9 protein-coding genes and 1 rRNA gene are annotated in these 19,064 nt (G+C 45.2%); all 10 read left to right on the top strand.

The window, feature by feature from the left end:
* Nucleotides 1-11: 11 nt before the first annotated feature.
* Nucleotides 12-161: a hypothetical protein gene (locus ISR87_09935; protein MBL7025765.1), complete on the top strand. Its 150-nt coding sequence runs from the start codon at nt 12-14 to the stop codon at nt 159-161.
* Nucleotides 154-846, top strand: coding sequence for a nucleoside recognition protein (locus ISR87_09930; protein MBL7025764.1), 693 nt, complete (start codon nt 154-156; stop codon nt 844-846). Before ISR87_09935 ends, ISR87_09930 begins: the two co-directional genes overlap by 8 nt.
* 1 nt (nt 847) lies before the next feature.
* A complete protein-coding gene (locus ISR87_09925; protein ID MBL7025763.1) occupies nt 848-1,384 on the top strand; it encodes a spore maturation protein in 537 nt (178 codons plus the stop codon).
* A gap of 132 nt (nt 1,385-1,516) precedes the next feature.
* Nucleotides 1,517-3,451, top strand: a complete 1,935-nt coding sequence (locus ISR87_09920) for a T9SS type A sorting domain-containing protein (GenBank protein MBL7025762.1) — start codon at nt 1,517-1,519, stop codon at nt 3,449-3,451.
* Between the two features lie 183 nt (nt 3,452-3,634).
* Nucleotides 3,635-6,922 carry a TonB-dependent receptor gene (locus ISR87_09915; GenBank protein ID MBL7025761.1) on the top strand — a complete coding sequence of 1,096 codons (3,288 nt, stop codon included), beginning with the start codon at nt 3,635-3,637 and terminating at the stop codon, nt 6,920-6,922.
* A gap of 5 nt (nt 6,923-6,927) precedes the next feature.
* Nucleotides 6,928-10,464 carry a hypothetical protein gene (locus ISR87_09910; GenBank protein ID MBL7025760.1) on the top strand — a complete coding sequence of 1,179 codons (3,537 nt, stop codon included), beginning with the start codon at nt 6,928-6,930 and terminating at the stop codon, nt 10,462-10,464.
* Nucleotides 10,465-10,519: 55 nt separating this feature from the next.
* Nucleotides 10,520-11,776, top strand: a complete 1,257-nt coding sequence (locus tag ISR87_09905) for a PorV/PorQ family protein (protein MBL7025759.1) — start codon at nt 10,520-10,522, stop codon at nt 11,774-11,776.
* 54 nt (nt 11,777-11,830) lie between these two features.
* On the top strand, nt 11,831-14,683 hold the full coding sequence (locus tag ISR87_09900; protein MBL7025758.1) for a T9SS type A sorting domain-containing protein: 2,853 nt from the start codon (nt 11,831-11,833) through the stop codon (nt 14,681-14,683).
* Between the two features lie 84 nt (nt 14,684-14,767).
* On the top strand, nt 14,768-18,232 hold the full coding sequence (locus tag ISR87_09895; protein MBL7025757.1) for a S8 family serine peptidase: 3,465 nt from the start codon (nt 14,768-14,770) through the stop codon (nt 18,230-18,232).
* Between the two features lie 723 nt (nt 18,233-18,955).
* A 16S ribosomal RNA gene (locus ISR87_09890) occupies nt 18,956-19,064 on the top strand; the annotation flags it as partial.

Raw genomic sequence — 19,064 nt, 5'->3', positions numbered from 1 at the left:
AGGAGATAAACATGTCACTGGCCGCTGCAATTGGTTATGCAATTGGCATTATGATTTTTGCCATCATTTTTCGTCTGCGTCGCACAAAGATGATGGATAAGTATATGAAAAAAGCTGAGTCGAAACTTTCAAAGTCCCATAAAGGAAGTAAAAATGATTAATACCATCTGGATCGTGCTCATGGCCGGTGGCATTCTGGTAGCCGGGTTTCAATGCCTGGGATTGGATTATAGCAGCGCTGAAGGGCTGATTATGAACCCCAGCTTTGTCCCTTTAACTGATCTCACAAAAGGGCTATTTAATTCTGCCAAAGCTTCAGTCAATCTTGCCATGGGACTCATCGGTATCATGGCCCTGTGGCTCGGTCTCATGAAAATTGCTGAAGAGTCCGGACTGGTCAAGTTATTCGCACGTGCAGTCCGTCCCGTTATGGTGAGACTATTTCCAGATGTGCCACCAGATCACCCCGCCATGGGTGCCATGGTCATGAATATTGCAGCCAACATGCTGGGGCTTGGAAATGCAGCCACACCTCTGGGACTCAAAGCCATGCAGGAGTTACAGAAACTGAACAAGGTCAAAGATACGGCTACCAATGCCATGGCGACCTTTATGGCCCTGAACACCTCTTCCGTGACATTTATACCAGCAACGGTCATTGGCATTCGGGCTGCCGCCAATGCGTCCAATCCAGCTGAAATTATTGGTCCAGTAATTCTGGCTACTGGTGTATCCACAACCGTGGCCATTATTGCCATCAAGCTCTTGCAGAAACTTCCCAAATATCAAATGCCCGAATGTCCAGCAGATGCGCTGACGTCTACGGGGGAAGGGGAGGAGGTCTGATATGTTTCAAGGCGTAATTAATGGCGTATCAGCCATCGCCATCCCACTTCTGATTTTAGCCATTGTCGGACATGGCTGGTATAAGAAAGTCAAAGTTTATGAGGTCTTTACTGAAGGAGCCAAGGAAGGCTTCACTGTGGCTGTCCGAATCATTCCATTTCTGGTGGCTATCCTGGTTGCTATCGGTGCCTTCAGGGCCTCAGGTGCCCTGGATCTGCTCACTGGTCTGCTCAGCCCCCTGACCTCCTGGATTGGGATGCCAGGCGAAGTCATTCCCATGGCGCTGATGCGTCCCTTAAGTGGGAGTGGAGCTATTGGTATTGTCTCTGAATTAATCAATACCTATGGACCAGATTCATTACCCGCCCGTATGGCAGCAGTTATGGAAGGGTCTACAGAAACCACCTTCTATATCCTGGCCGTATATTTTGGCTCAGTAGGGGTCAAGAAAACCCGACATGCCCTTCCGGCAGCACTTTTAGCTGACCTGGCTGGGATTATTGCTGCAGTAGTTGTTACGCAAATGGTATTTGGTTAAACCCGGTATCCTGTGCTAATTTTGTAATTGTTTCTTCCCCGAATTGATCTTGCAATAGGGAGGGGGGGAAATTATGATGGCAGTCGATGCGATGAATGTGAAATAAGTGAGATGTAAGTGAAAGGAAGCAACATGAGAACGTTAGTTACAATAGTCCTGATAGGTGCATTTTCCATTGGATTATTTGGTGCAAAATTGCACCGACCTGATGAAGTAGTATCAGCAGCTTTTACAAAGATGGGTGAACCCCAGGGTAAAGAACTTACCCTTACTCCAGGTCAGGCAGGTGCTACAACAGGGCTGCGCGAGGGCAACTCTGTCCTCGTCGACTCTTCTCAAAATGGCTATGGTATGGTTGCCTCTGAGACCAACCCCATATCAGTAAATCCTTTTGATCATAACAAAATTATCATGGGCTATCGTCAATACACTGACGGTACAGCCTCTGGCTCCATTGGAATGGCTGCATCTGAAGATGCCGGTGAAACCTGGACTACTTATTCCAATTTGAATTTTGGACTTGCCAATGCCGGTCGTTATCCGTCTGCACTTGCATCCGAAAATTATCCCGTTGTTCTCTGGAATGAGAATGGTGGTGGTAACCCCGGAAGTGATGGTGATCTTGGTGGTCGCGCTTACTACACGTTTGATCTATTTGGCTATGGTGGTGGATTCTGGTTTCCTGGTGTGGATGTCCACAATACCCCTCTTTCTAATAGTACCTGGGTTGTGGTTCCAACTCAAAATGTGGATGCAGATGGAAACTATGTTTTAAATGTGATTGCCTCAGATTGGACAGGTAATCGTGATCGTGTACATTTCCGTGGACAATCCAACGGACCCTGGCAGGGAACTGCCTTGCCAATGGATGCTCCAAACCTTATCGTAGAGAATTCTTTAGACTTCCTGTTTGAGGCCGGAAGCAATTACACATCCAATGGGAATCTGGATATTAACGATGACGGTGTGGGCTACTTTGCCTTGACCTCATTCTGGAATGACGAAACCACCATCGGTAACCATACGCTATTTGTCAAAAAAACCAATGACTTTGGCGCAAGCTGGAGTGATTGGTACTATATCGGCGACAACACCTTAAATGATTATTTCTGGGATGTCTTCCCTGACAGTATTGATGATGGTGAAGGTGGCTGGGCTCATCTTGAAGAAGGTTGGACTCCTTTCATCGGGTATGATACTGAAGTTACCACAGACGAAAATGGTGGTCTCCATGTCATCGCTCCTGTGCTCCCTTCTGATCCAGATGGTGTGTATCCCTATTGGTCAGAACAAAATGGTATCTATCATTTCCATGCTGATGAATCTGCATTTGCACTTTCAGAAGGAGAAATTGATGTAAGCATCGGGTTCATCGCCAGCATGCAGTTGGGTTGGCAGATATATGGAGATGGTGGCTGGCAGGCTAATGGCGTGACCATGGCGACCGATCTCAACATCGAGGATAGACTTTATATGGCGTTCTACACAGTGTCTGACACCGTCTCAATTGGCGAATCATTTTACTCCTATTATGATGTCATGGCCAGTTACTCTGAGGACAATGGTGCCACCTGGAGTGATCCTGCCAACCAGACACTTACCTTTGATCCTGACATGGATGAAGTTTACCCGCACATGAACAGATTTGGTGTGGATGGTGAAGTCTATATCATGTATCAGATGCCTGATTATAATCAACAGACTGTTCCTGATGATGAAACCTTTGCTGGTTATTTAAACAAATTATACTTTCTGAAAACTAGATTGGGTCCAGTCTCAGTGGATAATGAAGCAGCTCGGCCTGTCAACTTTGAGTTGAAAGAAAACTTTCCGAACCCCTTCAATCCTTCAACGACTATTGAATTCAGTATCCCCACATCAGGGCTGGTTGAGATGACAGTTTATGATATCACTGGTCGTGCAGTAGAAACCCTGCAACAGGGCTTCCTGACTGCTGGAAATCATCAGGTCACATTTGCCGGCAAAAATCTGGCAAGTGGTGCATACTTTTATACGCTGAAATCACAGGGGTTTCAGGATGTTAAAAAGATGTTGCTGATTAAATAATAGTACGAATTGATAAAGAGGTCATCTGAGCGTGTGAAGGGATGTTTTAATCAAATCAAAACATCCCTTTACCCCCATAAAGATGAGGTCACTTCTTAGCTGACCTCTTTTTGTTTTCTGGCTCTATCATGCTGAGCCAATAAAATGCATGTCAAGATAGCGTCAATGCTGCAGGGAGATTTCATGAGAAGTGCTTTGTTAAAATTCAGTCTGGTTTTGTTAAGTGTTACCATGGCCTGGTCCGCTACTGTAGGAACCATCTCAGGACGAATAACAGACAACCGTACCGGTGAACCCATCATAGGTGCCCAGGTGATGATTTCGGCATTGGGTCTGGGAGGTTCTACTGACTTCGAAGGTGAATTTTATATTCAAAATGTACCGGTAGGTGTCCATAGCGTTCAGGTTTGGATGATCGGATATGCAAAAGTGACCTATAGCGAAGTGGGTGTGGTTATGGATCAGACAACCCCCCTCAATGTTTCTCTTGATGAAGAAGTCATTGCCGGTGAGGAAGTTACCGTTGTCGCGGAGCGTCCCCTGGTTGAAAAAGATGTGACTGTGAAAAAACTGGTGCGTACGGCTGAAGAAATTCAAAATTTACCTGCTCGTGATTTAACTGAGATGCTCACCCTCCAGAGTGGTGTTATTCAGATTAAAAGTTCTGAAAATGGCATTCCTGGTTTTGCTGATCGTGGGATTGAGCAAATCCACGTGCGTGGGGGCCGTTCTGGTGAGATTGGCTATACCATCGACGGTATGTACATTGAAAATCCCATTTACGGTGGAGGTTTCGGCCGCGGTACAAGACTTGGTACCCATGCCGTCCAGGATCTGATTTCTCAAACCGGTGTCTTCAATGCTGAATATGGCGATGCCATGTCTCAAATCGTGAACATTATCACAGCCACTGGCGGCGACCATTATGAAGGAACCTTCGAATGGAAGGGCAGTAACCTCGGGCCCCTCAGTTCAGAACAGGATAGACTAAGAGACTATAAAGAATTTGCCGGATCTTTTTCCGGCCCAGTCATCCCCGGGATGAGCAACCTTACTTTTCACATTGCTGCTGATTACTCCAACAGCTCCTATGCTGTTTATAAGTTTGATGACAAAGTGTATTTGGAAGGGGATCCAGGTAATAGAATTAACCAGGCCAATCAGGTGCATTGGTTAGACCGTTATGCTGGTTGGAGATCATTTGGGTATGATAGAACCTATGATGTCTTTACCAAGCTGCACTGGAAGATTGACTCATACAAATTCCTGAACTTTTCACATTGGATTGTAGATTCAAAATTCAAGACCTTTGGCCCCTGGAATCAATTCTATGAAGAGAATAAGAATGTGAATCACAAGTTCTCAGAAAGATTTCATCTGGAATTTCGTCACCAACTTAACGAAAAAACATATTACACACTGAGTGCATCTCGTTTTACTCAGGAGATGGAAATTGATGTTGAGGATGGTGATATGGACGGCGATGGCTATCCAGACTGGGTAGAATATAAAATTGGCACAGAAGCACGTGGTCTCCACAACGGAGTTGACTATCGGGGAGATTGTGATATTCCCTATGAGAATGATCAGAAATATGGTCCTGGTGTTTCCATTGCCAATGATGAAGACAGAATTATGTATTTCGAGTCCTGGGGACCAGGTTGCCTGCGAACCATGATTACATACTACTGGCGCGGTCCACAACATGTTGGTGGAGCGAGCTATGACTCGACCAGATTGCATATTGTTGTAAATCACGGTGAGCAAATTGCAATCGGACCTTATGACCGCATTAAAATCGAAAATATTTTCCTCGAGGAAAATTTCAATTCCAGTGGAACCTTGATTTCTTCCAGGAGACTCTCAAATGGTAATCTTATTGATCCCCTGGATTCTCTGGAATATTCTGATAAAGATGGAAACATCAATACCTGGCATCTTGGTGATGATTTACAGGAGCATCTTGCCGAAGGTCAGTACACACCCTTCCAGTACATGTACTATCCTGATTCAACTTACGAAGCATTCTCTTCACCAGCAGGTATGAGTGCATCTGAGTTTGCCGCCTTGCGGGATTCATTGTACTATATCATGTTTTATGAGTATGGTTCAGGTGGAGCTGATCGCTACCGCCATCACACCAAGAGTGTCACCGATGAAATCAAGTTTGATATCACCAGCCGCATCAATAAGCACCACCAGCTCCGGAGTGGGGTAGATCTGAAACGACATCTTATTACCTTTGATGAAACTCAATTGCCCTGGCTAAATCCACCTTATGGTGAAACCTATGGCCTGCCCGACTCCATTGAGCGAGGAAGTGCCTTTGAGGAATTTATCTATGGAACGGGAGAGAAATCACCCATTGAGATTGGAGCTTATATTCAGGACAAGATCGAATATCCCTGGATGACCATTAACGCCGGTGTCCGTTTTGATATCCAGAACTCTCTGGATAGTTCGTGGGCAGATCCACGAGAGAAAACGTCTGGGTCAGTACCCACAGAATGGAATGTCCTGTGGTCACCACGCTTGAGTATTTCTCACGTCATTACTGACAAAGCGACATTTACTTTTGGCTATGGTCGCTATTACCAGAATTTGACCTATCGCAATATCTATCTCAATGATGATAATGATTTGACGACAGCACTTCCTATTGTAGGGAATAGCCATGTGCAGGCTCAGGGTGTAACTGCCTATGAGTTTGGTTTGAACTGGGAGTTTGTGGAATTTTGGAAACTGGGCGTTGTAGGCTGGTCTAAAGACTATTCTGATCTTGGATCCACTGAACGTGTCCAGGCCTTCCCCTATAGTTATGCTGTAGTGGTTAATTACGACTATGGATCAGCCCGTGGTCTGGATTTACGTCTCATCAAACGGGGTGGTAGCGCCTGGTCAACAGATATTCAATACACCTTGTCGCGAGCAACGGCAAACCGAGCCGATGCCTGGCAGGGCTATCGATCTTCAGATACCCCTGAATCCATGCCGAAGAAAGAGGTGCTCATGGCCTATGATCGAACCCACAACCTGACCATGACAGGTGGCTATCAGTTCAGCAAGAAAAATTCACCTCGATTATGGGGAATGTATCCGTTGAACAAGATGGCTGTCCATGTAACCGTGGTTGGGATCTCAGGTTCACCCTATACACCGTTTGATATCAATCTTAATCGTAATGGTGCCACAAATTCTGAGCGCATGCCCTGGTTTATTGAGACCAACATGGCCGTCAGGAAAACCATCCGTTATGCTGGATTGAATTTTTCTACAGGTCTCATTATTCGAAATCTCCTAAATCGAGAGAATATTGTTGATATATATGAAGAAACAGGAAGTCCTACAGACCCTGGTCGTAACGCGACCAGAGCCATCCAGAACGGAAGCAGTTCTCTGACTTTCTATGATAGACCGTATTATTATTCTGCACCCCGTCAGGTTGATCTGACCGTTAAAGTGAATTTCTAGGTGATATGATGAAAAAAATGATCACTCCTTTGTTTGCAACGCTTGTCTTGCTCCTTATTTATCCAGGCTGGCTCCATGCAGCCGAACCGAATATTCGGCCAGCTCCCGGTTTGGGGAAGACATCTGCATTCGACCCGGTTCTAAACCGCGCACGAGGCTATATGAGCAAGGGTGAACTTCAGTTTGCCACCCATAACTATGGCAGCTTCATCGAATTTGATGACAAGAGCTCACCTTCAGGTCTGTATAAGGGATATCAGTATATATCTGACGTATCTTTTATTCTCGGTGTTCCTGGTCGTGACTCTTCGGGAACAATAACTCCCTGGGCCTTACGTCCACCTTACATCCCAGAACTTGAACACTACACAACCGACACCTTGGTGTATTGGGGATCAACCGTATCTGAATCATGGTTTGATCGTGTGCAGGATAAAAAACAGGTCGATTGGGAATCTGTTGCGTCTCATTATGGATACCTTCATAGTGGTGATGTGTTAGCAGGTGAAATTTATGGTGGTATCTACACCGATAGTGGTGATCCCTATCCCTTATTGGCCTCAAGTGATATCCCAGACACATGGCCAATGCGTATCAACGATGATACGGGTCAGGAAGAAAGAACATGGCCAGGTGATTGGGCCGTAGCGACTGAGGGTCCCACCAAGGGTCAGGAAATCGTTGGTCGACATATTGGTGACCAGGATATCTATATGGAATTTGATGATAGGTTGGCTTCCCGCGATGAAGATATGACCCAGGGTTATGCCATGGGTATGCATGTCACTGTGAATGCCCACTCCTATGGCCGATCCTATGCCGAGGACATCGCCTTTTTTACAGTAGAAATTGTCAATGAATCATACAAAGGTTTCCCCATGGATACCAATGGTGATGCTATCGCCGATGTGGTTTGGGTCCCGACAACTGAAGATGATGGCACTGTCACCTACGAATTAATGGATCGTAATTTTATTGGCGACCCTGATGTACATGGATTCGATTATCAAGGTGCTTATGGTGGCTTCTATTTTGATGTGGATTCATATTCACGTCTTGAGAATGGCCAATATACAGGTCGTACCAATGATGATGATATGATGGCCTTTGATACCACCTATGATATGGCTTTTATCTGGGATTGGGATGACCGTAGCACCTCAGCAACCAATCTTGCATACTCAGCTCTCAAACTTCTGGATACACCCCTGGCATCAAAGGATCTTGATATAAACGGTGATGGATCAATTGATATTCAACAGGGTCAGTCACTGGGTCTCACAGATTGGCACTGGTTTGATTGGTACAAGCGTCCTGGTGTGTTAAAGGATGAGGGTGGCGGTTCAAGCTGTTCGGATGGCTACGCAGGTGCTGGTGGCTGCCCAGGTGCTCTGGATAAGGAAAACATTATGTTTGCCCTTATGGCAGGTGATACTTCTTATGTCAGCATTGAAAATCGCAATTATAGAGATTGGGAGTGGCGCGGAATTGCTGGCAATACACCCAATCCTTTGAATAGTTCTTATAGCGACTGGTATTTTCACCCAAGTATTGATGGAACGCTCAATCCTCACTTCGATTCCCTGGAAGGGTTGTTGGAAATCAGCAACGAAGATGGCGAAGAAGGACTGGATTGCGTATTCATCATGTCTGCTGGTCCCTTTGATCTGGCAGCAGGGGATACCACCTATTTTTCATTTGCTGTGATAATGGGTGATCCACCAAACGACACTGAAACCTTTGAAACCCCTCCAGATCTTGCCAAGAACGCAGAGATGGCTCAAATCATGTACGATTTGAAATATCAGGGATTCTCACCTCCCGATGCTCCCACAGTTTCTGCTGTGGCAGATGATGGCAGAGTGACGCTGTACTGGGATTCCAAAGCTGAAACTTCAACAGATATTGTAACTGGAATACAGGATTTCGAAGGCTACAAAATTTATAGATCCACCGATGGTGGGTCCAGCTGGGGTAACCCTCACAATGATGTTATCTATAATACAGATGGTCAGGCTGTGGGCTGGAAGCCTCTGGCGCAATTTGATTTGACAGCTGAAGAAGACGAAGATCGCTATGGCCTGGAATATGCCGGTCCCGATCCAGTCGCACCCTGGTTTAATCTTGGGGAGAATACTGGGCTGGAACATCGTTATGTAGACGATGATGTCATCAATGGTGTTACTTACTCATACTCCGTAGTTGCCTATGATATTGGTATGGATACACTCCAGAATTCTTATACGAATCCAACGGGTGAATGGGATCCACTTGAATCTCTTGAAAACTTCAGGGGAAACAGCCCGTTCCTGCCACAATTTGTGAGTGTCACCCCAGATGCACGACCCTCCAATGCACCTGAATCATGGGGGCTTGAATTGGCACCATGGACGGTTGGTACTGGAGAGGTCGAAGTCATACCCACCAATCCTGGTGAAGTAGAGGTGAATACCAACACTTACTTCATTACGATTAATGCTGAACCTGAGTGTTTCACAGCAAATTGCAATAACCCTTACTATCATCTGAATCCAACCTATACAGTTGTAGATAGTGCCTCAGGGGATACGGTTCTCACAGACTGGGAAGTGGGTACATCAACCATGTTTTCTGAAGTCTGGGGCGGGTTCCAGTTCTATCTGGAAAATATGCCCATACCTGCAGTAGATACACTATACTGGCAGAACAAGGGCAGTGATGAAGCGCCACAGTACACTATTCGCATGGGTTCAAATGCCCACGAGTTTGCCTGTGATTACGAAATTCGCTGGGATTGGGAAAATCCAAATGATGATATGGTTTTTGTTCCTGGTACCGATTTGCCATTTAGAATTGTCAACACCAGCTTCACTGAAGATCTGAACAATAATGGTCTTCTTGATGTGGGTGAAGACATCAATAGCAATAATGAATTGGATCCTTACCGCGAGGTAAAACTCTTCGTCTTTGGCGCAGGAATTCCAGGTACCTCTCCTGATCCAAATTATCCATCATTCAGATCGAATGAAAAAATATCCTTTATAGAAAAATTTGTCGAGGGCTATGATACCCTAGCCTTCAATACTCAAACCTGGTTTCTCAATTTCAATTGGGATACAACTCGGACCTTCTCTGGCAATCCAACCATCAGGCATGCCGAGACAGGTGATGTGACTCATTTGAGAATCGATAAACCTTATGAAGATGGGGATATGTTCACCTTTCGCGCTCAGACGGTTACTGAAATGAGTGATGTGACTCAGGAAATCCTGCAAAGGGTCATGGTCGTTCCAAATCCATACATTGTAACTGCGGACTGGGAAACGGATGTGAATCACAAGAGTTTGCATTTCACACACCTGCCCGATGAGTGTGTAATAAAGATATTCACGCTTACCGGGGAGCTGGTCTACACCATCTTGCACGATGATATTTTCTCAGGTCAGGAAGAATGGAACCTCAGATCCATGAATCGACAGGAAGTAGCACCAGGTTTATATGTCTATGTCGTCGAGACGCCTAACCACGAAAAACAAGTCGGCAAATTTGCCGTGATCAGATAAGGAGGGTATGATGATGAATTCAACTGTTTTATACGCTCCTGCCAGGACTACAAAAATGAAAAACTCAATCATGCTGTTACTCATTTTCATGTTGCTGATCCCCAACCTGGTACAAGCCCAGGACTCCAGACAAGACTCGTTGAATACAGTCTATCCAGGTGATGATTTCTCCAAGGTAGCGACTTCAATTGGCCAATTCCTAAAATTGGAATATGGCGCTGCTGGGGCTGCTCTGGGAGGTGCCTACACTGCACTGGCCCACGGACCACAGGCTATGGCCTGGAATCCTGCTGGAATTACTACCACCATGGGTCCTGAACTCTATATGAGCAATAACGAGCTCTACGCTGGCATCACCAATAGTTACTTGGGTTTCACCATACCTATTGGAGGCGGCAATACCCTGGGTCTTGTTGCCCAATACATGAATTCTGGTGATATGGAAGTCACCACCCTCGATTACCCTGATGGCACTGGAGAACAATTCCAGGCTACAGGTCTTGCCTTGGGAATGGCCTTTGCGCGTCGCTTGACAGATAGACTCTCTGTAGGTGTTTCGGCGAAAATGATTCGTGAGACCATTTATCGAGAATCTGCCAGCACTTTTGCCTTTGATGTGGGTTCCAATTTTGATCTCGGTATCTATGGGATGATCTTGGGTATGTCCATTCAAAACTTTGGTGTTGGAAGTCGATTCGATGGTCCCGATTTAAATCAACCACTTGATGTGAATGATGATCTTCAAAGTAGTCCCGTGGTTACCACGCGACTCCTGACTGAGGAATGGCCTCTGCCTCTGGTTTTCAGGGCGGGACTGCGTATGGACGTCCTGGGTGGCAAAAGTCCCTGGTTTCCCACGCCAGTTCACCGTTTAAGCCTCCTTGTTGATGCCAACGATCCTTTTGATGCTATTCTAAGGGGTGCCATTGGCTTTGAGTACAGTTATGATGACATGCTCTTTCTCAGGGGTGGTTACAAGTTGAAATATGAATGGCCTGTTGAATACGAGGAATTCGATTATGTATTCAATGGTGAATATGATCTGGGAGAACCCTATATCGATTGGAATGACAATGGGGTACGTGATGCCGATGAAGACTTTGAAGATGGACTTCCAGTGAAAACTGCTGAATTTACCTCGTCAAGTTGGGATAGTTATTATGGCTCAGATAAATACTCCTTGAGACGTTTTTCCATTGGTGCAGGCTTAAATTATAATCTGTACGGGACGAAATTGTTATTTGACTACTCATATTCAAATTATGGTATATTAGGCATGGTTCAGCAGGTATCTGTTGGATTTGGTTTTTAGCAGAAATTTCAGGGATTATTGAGAATTACTGATATAGAAAAAAAAGGAAAAAAGATGAAATCGCTATTAAAAGTTTTAATGATCACACTAGTAGCCTGGTCAGCCTTTGCTGGTTCCATTGAAGGACTCAATCATACGAATAAGCAGTTAATGATTAAGGGTACCCATCAGGATGCATATAGTGAGAATCAAGAGCGTGAAGCAGGTATGCTGAGAGATCTCAGAAATGGTGATTATGCCCTGGCCTGTCAAAATGAAGAGCTGACCCTTATTTCCAATATGTTGAATTATATGTATTCTCCAGTCATCACATTGCCTGCAGGTAGTACTGTATTTTTTGACTTTTTTATCCGTGGAAACTTTACTGATCCCAATGAATTCCCAGATGTTGATTATTGGGGTTGTGAGGTCAGTCCCAATGGTGGCTCAAGCTGGTATGCTATTTCCAATCCTTATGGTGACCCTGATGGCAGCAATTATGTCTATACGGATGCTCCTGGCGACTGGAGTAGTTTTGTACAGAGTTATACTGTTGATGGACTCCTGAATGATTATGCAGGTGGTGATATCCAGATCCGCTGGTACATGCAGACAGATGCAGATGCTGCCAGTGGTGAGGGAATTTTTCTGGATGACGTAAGCGTCGATGTTGATGGTGCGTCTGTTTTCTTTGCCGACTTTGAGGATGGAGATCTAACGGGTTGGGTCTCTGTTGATGGTACTGCGGAACCTGCTCATTGGCATCAGACGACCGTGGGTGCATATTCCGGTCAATCCTGGGCTATGAATGACCCAGATATTGGCAATTCTGGTGGATATGATGACCATTGGTATCAAGTTTTAGATTCACCTCCAGTGACCTTACCTGCTGATCAAGTCAATGCCATTACTTTTCGCCAGAATAGAAATGTTGAGGATCCAGCTGGTGCAACATCCCCCTATGATGGCTGGGATGGTATGAATGTAAGAATTTCATCAGATGGTGGAAGCACCTGGGAAGTCTTGACTGATGCTTCACCTGCCTACAATTCACAATCACTGTATAGTTTTGGTTCTGAATTTGGTGAAGGTCCCGGTGTTCCTGGCTGGGGTGGTTCTTCTGGTGGTTTTGAATCCGTTGGTATTACGATTCCAGCAAGTTACCAAAACCTTGAAGTCATGATTCGTTTTGCCTTTTCTTCGGATCCTGGCTATAACACCTCTGATGACCCTACCCTGTTTGGTTGGATTATTGACAACATTGATATTGCTGGTGTGCTCACCAATGATGGTGAAACCAGCGAAGGTTGGGTCGCAGCCTCCAATGTGCCAATTGCTGGCGATTTATGGCACCTCGCCTTTGTTGGATCTCTGCCTGTGCCCGCGGGTTTAGCCGCCGAAGCTGGAGATTCACAAGTAGCAGTGACCTGGGCTGATCTAAATGAATCACAGGAAGTTACTTTTGCCTGGGGTGATGAGAGCATGGAATCTTTTATCACGGGTTCTGTACCCTGGGTTGGTGGTCAAGTTGTTGGTTCTGCATGGGCTGCACATTACAACGCTGCCCAGACCACAACTCTCCATACCTTTTCATACATTTTGAGCAGTGGAAATACTGCAAATCCAGGATCCATTTTGCCAATTATTGTGACCGTCTGGAATGGTGCATCACAAATTATCTATGAGAGTGAGCCGGTAACGGCCTCTGCCATGGATGTTCTGTTGGACTATGACCTCAGCGCAGCAAATGTCAGTGTATCCGGTGGATTTTATGTTGGATGGGCTTATACAGATACGACAGCTCCTTATGTAGCCCTTGATTCAGATAGTGAATATGCTGGTGAAGCTTATGGATGGCATCCAGAAGGTACCATGCTATCTCTCACTGGGACTGGGATGGACGGAAATTATGCCCTCTATGCAAGTGGTGTAACAACCTCAGAAGGTGGATTCACATACAATGTATATCGTCGGACAGCTGGTGGAGCTTATGGCTCACCTATAAATGCTGCCCCCCTCAATGTGGCATTCTATACTGATGAAACTGCAGTCAACGGCGTGAGCTACTATTATGCTGTTTCTGCAATTTCTGATGGCATGGAAGGACCCCTGTCTGATGAAGTGACAGCCATGCCTGAATCTCAGACAGTAATTGAAATTGCCTATGATGATGATACTGCCGAAGTTGGATTTAATATTGGTGCTGGAAACTACCAGGCTGTGAAATTCACACCTGCAGGATATCCAACCCTGATCAAACGCGTGAAGGTGAATATCCATGATACAGAAGCCAGTCCATTTATTGCTCTGGTTTGGGATGACAATGGTCCCAATGGAACACCTCTCGCTGAGATGGGTCGTTATGGCTGGAGTTTCCCTGTACCAGGTTGGAATGTCATGGATTTGACCAGTGATTCACTCTGGATTACCGGTGGTTCCGTCTATTTCGGTCTTAAAGAATTGCCTGGAGCTGCTTCAGTTGGTGCTGATACTGATGGTGGATACAGTGGCAACTCTTACTACGGTCTTACTGAAGGTGATGGCAGCATCACCTGGGACAATATGTCAACATTGGGTCTTGAATATAATTTGATGTTCAGGATCGATGTGGATACAGCCTTTGTCCTGGTAGGAATTGAGGATTTCAATAGCGGAGTTCTACCCACTGCCTACAGCCTGGAGCAGAACTATCCCAATCCTTTCAATCCCTCTACCGAGATTGCCTATACACTTCCTGAATCAGGGAATGTTGAGATAAAGGTATATGATCTTAGTGGTAAGGAAGTGGATGTTCTGGTACAAGAACACCAGAGCGCCGGTTCATATAGACTCAATATTGACGGATCTCATATGAGCTCAGGTATTTATATTTATACTTTGAATACAGGCAATGTACATCTCACAAGAAAGATGATTTTGCTCAAATAGTTTAAGGTAGCTGAAAACTGAACGAGCTGGAGATCCGAACAAAGGAATTCAGCTCGTTTTGTTTAATGGGGGATAAGGAAAAGCATGAAAAAACATATACTTATTAGTTTACTTCTCATGGCATCGTTGGCCTATGCAGCGTCCCCTGAAAAATCAGCCTATTATGGCGATCGTTTCCTTATCTGTTTGCAACCAGATGTAACGGTTGAAAAGATAGATCTTAGAAGTGGTGTCCCTGTGACTGGAATTTCAAGCCTGGATAAACTATTATCCCTGAGAGAAATTGTAGTTATGGAGAAGTATCTTCCCGGCTCCACACCTGATGATATGGATGGTGATATCATCCTTTCAAACATCTATCAACTACGCGTGGTTCCCGGACGCAGCGATCTTGAACAGACGATTGCAAACTTCACGACTGACCCCAGTATCCTGTTTGCTGAAAAAGAAGTGATTTATCGTCCCCTCTACACTCCCAATGATTCACATTATGGCAACCAGTGGTATCTCCCAAAAATTCAAGCACCAGAGGCCTGGGATTTGTTTGACATAGCCGGTGGTGATCTGCCAGGGGATCGGTCGATTGTATTGGCCAGTGTTGATACTGGCGTGCAGTATACCCATCCAGACTTAAAGGATCGAATCTGGATCAATCAGGCTGAAGTTCCTGCAGATATTTTTAGTGCCGTAGATTCCAATTCAGATGGTGTGGTTACTCCAGAAGAAGTTGGTGCCTATGTCACAGACTATGATGGCAATGGTACCACCAATCTTCAGGATGCTCTACATGCTACCTCTCCCTTTATGGATGGTCTCGATGCTGATGACTGGGATAACAACTCAACAAGCTATATAGATGATTTATTTGGCTGGGATGTCGCAGGTACAACAAGTGGTAATGATCCCGATAATGATCCCATGGGCACATTTACCGGACCAGCTGATTCAGGCAATAAAATGCATGGTACTCATGTGGGGGGAATCCTCGCAGCAAATACGGATAATGGAATGGGTATTGCCAGTACGGTTTACAATGGTGCTCTCATGTGTGTCAAAGTTCTTTATGACGAAAGCACAGGAGGTATTTCAGGTGGATCAACTGGAATACTCTATGCGGCCAAAGCCGGTGCCGATATCATAAATTTATCCTGGGGAGGATCAGGATATAGCAGCTCTGATCAGGCTGTCGCCAACTTGGTATATGATACCTATGGTGCGGTCACTGTTGCAGCGGCTGGAAATGGTAATGATAATGGAACACCATCTGATACCCCTCATTACCCTTCTGGTTATGACAAGGTGGTTTCAGTAACTGCATTGGGCAGTTCAGATAATTTTGGCTGGGCCAACTATGGTGTAGAGGCAGGCACTCCAGGACAATTTGGTTATTTTTCAGGTATTAACATCAGTGCTCCCGGTGAAAACATTCGAAGTACTGTATATACAACCGCTGGCTCATACCAGTCCTGGGATGGTACTTCCATGGCATCACCCCTGGTTGCTTCTTGTTTTGGGTTATTAAAGGCGACTCACCCCGAAGCCTCAAATGATTGGCTGGTTGAAAATATTCTCTCAAGCACAGACTCCATTGATCATATAAATCCAAATTTTGCTGGCCAATTGGGAACGGGTCGGGTCAATATCTTTAATTCTATTGCCCGTCTTAGCTACCCCCAATTGTCCTATAACTCATATAGCCTGCAGTTGACCAATGATAATGGAGATGGCCTGCTTTCACCTGGTGAATCTGCATTGATGCGAATAAATCTGTTCAATAGTGCTGGATGGCTTGATGCATTGGGTGTGACAGCGGTACTTCGTAGTAATTCCGAACATGTAATGATTACTGATAGCACAGGGAGTTATGGAGATATAAACAATGGTAACATCGGTGTGAATATCATTGATCGTTATGGTTTTTCCGTTGCTGAAGATTCTCCTTCAGGGCTGTTGCCTTTGGAACTTATTGTTACCACCGATGATGGCTCCGACAATCCCTACACAGTAACATTAGAATTTACCATTGATGTGAGTATCTGGCAGCCGAATTTCCCAATTGCATCAAGTATTATCAAGGGTGGCAATGCTGTAGTGGATCTTGATGGTGTTTTGGATTCGATGGGCGTTGGAAGCAATGAAATCATTTATTGCGCATATGACAGCCTCCTCCATGCAGTTGGTGCAGATGGAAACGAAATCGCTGGATTTCCAGTGATGCTTAATTATCTGGCTGAGGCTACGCCTGCAGTTGGAGATATTGACAATGATGGTGATCTGGAAGTGGTCGTCGGTGGCCTGGATCGCAATCTGTATGTCGTTCAGCATGATGGTACCGTCGAATCCATCCATGTGGCCCCTGGCTTTATTCTCGCACCTGCAAGTTTGTATGACTTTGATGGTGATGGAGATCTTGAAATTGTCAGCGTTTCCACCAACGATGAACTGGCAGTCATGCACCATGATGGTACCATGCTGGCAAACTTCCCCATGACCCTTGATGGTAACATGACGGTGGGTGCTGCCATTGGTGATATCAATGCTGACGGAAACGTAAACATAGTAGTCGCCACCTGGGGTGACCGTTTGCATGCCATTAATTTAGATGGCACTGAGGCTACAGGTTTCCCAGCAGTTCTTTCCGGTCATGTCCGGTCAGCTCCCCTGTTGGCCAATCTGGATGGCAGCCCCGATGGTTCTTTAGAGATCATATTTGGGAGCAATGACAACAAGCTCCACGCATACGATGCCAGTGGAAATGAATTGTGGTATGTGAGCAGCTCTTCCCAGGATATTCAGGCTGATCCCGCCATTGCTGATATGGATGGCGATGGCGATTTTGAAATCTTTGTAGGTGGCCTGGATCGACTCGTATATGCTGTCGATCACACCGGCACTTTTCTGGAAGGCTGGCCTGTGGGTACAGGAGGAGCAATTTATAGTTCGCCTGCACTTGCAGATATCAACGACGATGGTATCGCTGAAGTATTTATCGGCTCAAACGATCGTTTTCTGTATGGGTTAAATCTGGATGGATCAAATATTGGTGGGTTCCCAGTTGAGAATACTGGTAATATACAGGGTAGTCCAACGGTAGCCGATCTGGATGGTGATAGCGATCTGGAAATCATAGTTGGTGCAGATGATAACCTACTGGTTATGGATATATCCAGTAATGGGGAAACTGCAAGCTATTGGCCAACCCATCGCGGGAATTTGCACCGGACGGGTGTGCAGCTCACAGTAGTTGGTGTTGACGAGCAGCGTATCTTCCCAACAAGTCATAAGTTATATGAAAATTATCCCAACCCATTTAATCCCAACACATCAATTGCCTTCGATATTGGTGAAGCTACACAGGTTACCCTGGAGATCCTGGATATCCGGGGGAGAGTCGTGACGGAATTGGTTTCTGCTCCGATGACCACAGGCAGTTATCGCGTTGTATGGGATGGAGAGCGCCAGGGAAGGCCTGCTGATGCTGGAGTCTATTTCTATCGTCTAAGCACTCAGAATGGCAATCTCGTTCGAAAGATGACCCTTCTGAAGTAGTTCCACCTATTGCCTTGGAAGAAGGACACAACCAACATTAAAAGGGAGCCTGAATTCAGGCTCCCTTTTTGGTTTCAGAACTCATGCTTCCACCTCTATTTGGGTTCACCTGGTAGTGGAGTAGTGAGCAGGGGTGGGGTCGGGTCGAGAAACTGAATCCAATTTATTATGGAGGTGAATATTTTTTCACATTTCCTCGCCACCCCCTGGGGTCAATTCACATTGAAAATTAGACGCAAACTGGGGCGGAATGACTATATGACGTTTTTGGGAATAGGGTTATTCACGATGAAAACCTGGAAATGATCGATTTATATCTAATAAATACAGCATGTTATGTTACACGGGAAGGTGTGTATTCAGGGGTCGTTAGATGTGGAGGGAAAAGTATTAGTGATATTTTTGAGGTAAATTACAAATAATTGTTGTGAAGAGGTGGTAACCAGATTATTATCGCGCCGCTTTATGACAGGAGACGGGTATCAGGCAGTAAAAAAGCCTCAATTTTTTTAAGAAAAGTTGAATTTTAGTATTGCTGAGACATAGGTACCCAAGTATATTTGCGAGCTTTCTGATATGAGAGCGGAGAACGCAGATTATTCTCCTTGATATTTGAAAATTGGGTATGCACGGTCTAGGTCAATATGAGGTATCTCATTTGACGATACCGACAATTACAATGAGTTAAAAAAAAGTAAAATGAAATAGAGTCATAAACAAACTACAATGGAGAGTTTGATCCTGGCTCAGGACGAACGCTGGCGGCGTGCTTAACACATGCAAGTCTAAGGAGAACGAATTCTTCGGAATTTTATTAAACTGGCGAACGGGT

Source organism: Candidatus Neomarinimicrobiota bacterium, assembly GCA_016784545.1.
In the GTDB taxonomy this organism is placed as follows: Bacteria; Fidelibacterota; UBA8477; order UBA8477; family JABMPR01; genus JABMPR01.
This window is presented reverse-complemented; position numbering and strand designations above follow the sequence as displayed.

What these genes read in the sequence shown, in the direction of transcription:
- ISR87_09915 (MBL7025761.1), top strand. Translation starts at nt 3,635, where the DNA reads ATGAGAAGTGCTTTGTTAAAATTCAGTCTGGTTTTGTTAAGTGTTACC.
- ISR87_09930 (MBL7025764.1), top strand. Translation starts at nt 154, where the DNA reads ATGATTAATACCATCTGGATCGTGCTCATGGCCGGTGGCATTCTGGTA.
- ISR87_09910 (MBL7025760.1), top strand. Translation starts at nt 6,928, where the DNA reads ATGATGAAAAAAATGATCACTCCTTTGTTTGCAACGCTTGTCTTGCTC.
- ISR87_09935 (MBL7025765.1), top strand. Translation starts at nt 12, where the DNA reads ATGTCACTGGCCGCTGCAATTGGTTATGCAATTGGCATTATGATTTTT.
- ISR87_09925 (MBL7025763.1), top strand. Translation starts at nt 848, where the DNA reads ATGTTTCAAGGCGTAATTAATGGCGTATCAGCCATCGCCATCCCACTT.
- ISR87_09895 (MBL7025757.1), top strand. Translation starts at nt 14,768, where the DNA reads ATGAAAAAACATATACTTATTAGTTTACTTCTCATGGCATCGTTGGCC.
- ISR87_09900 (MBL7025758.1), top strand. Translation starts at nt 11,831, where the DNA reads ATGAAATCGCTATTAAAAGTTTTAATGATCACACTAGTAGCCTGGTCA.
- ISR87_09920 (MBL7025762.1), top strand. Translation starts at nt 1,517, where the DNA reads ATGAGAACGTTAGTTACAATAGTCCTGATAGGTGCATTTTCCATTGGA.
- ISR87_09905 (MBL7025759.1), top strand. Translation starts at nt 10,520, where the DNA reads ATGAAAAACTCAATCATGCTGTTACTCATTTTCATGTTGCTGATCCCC.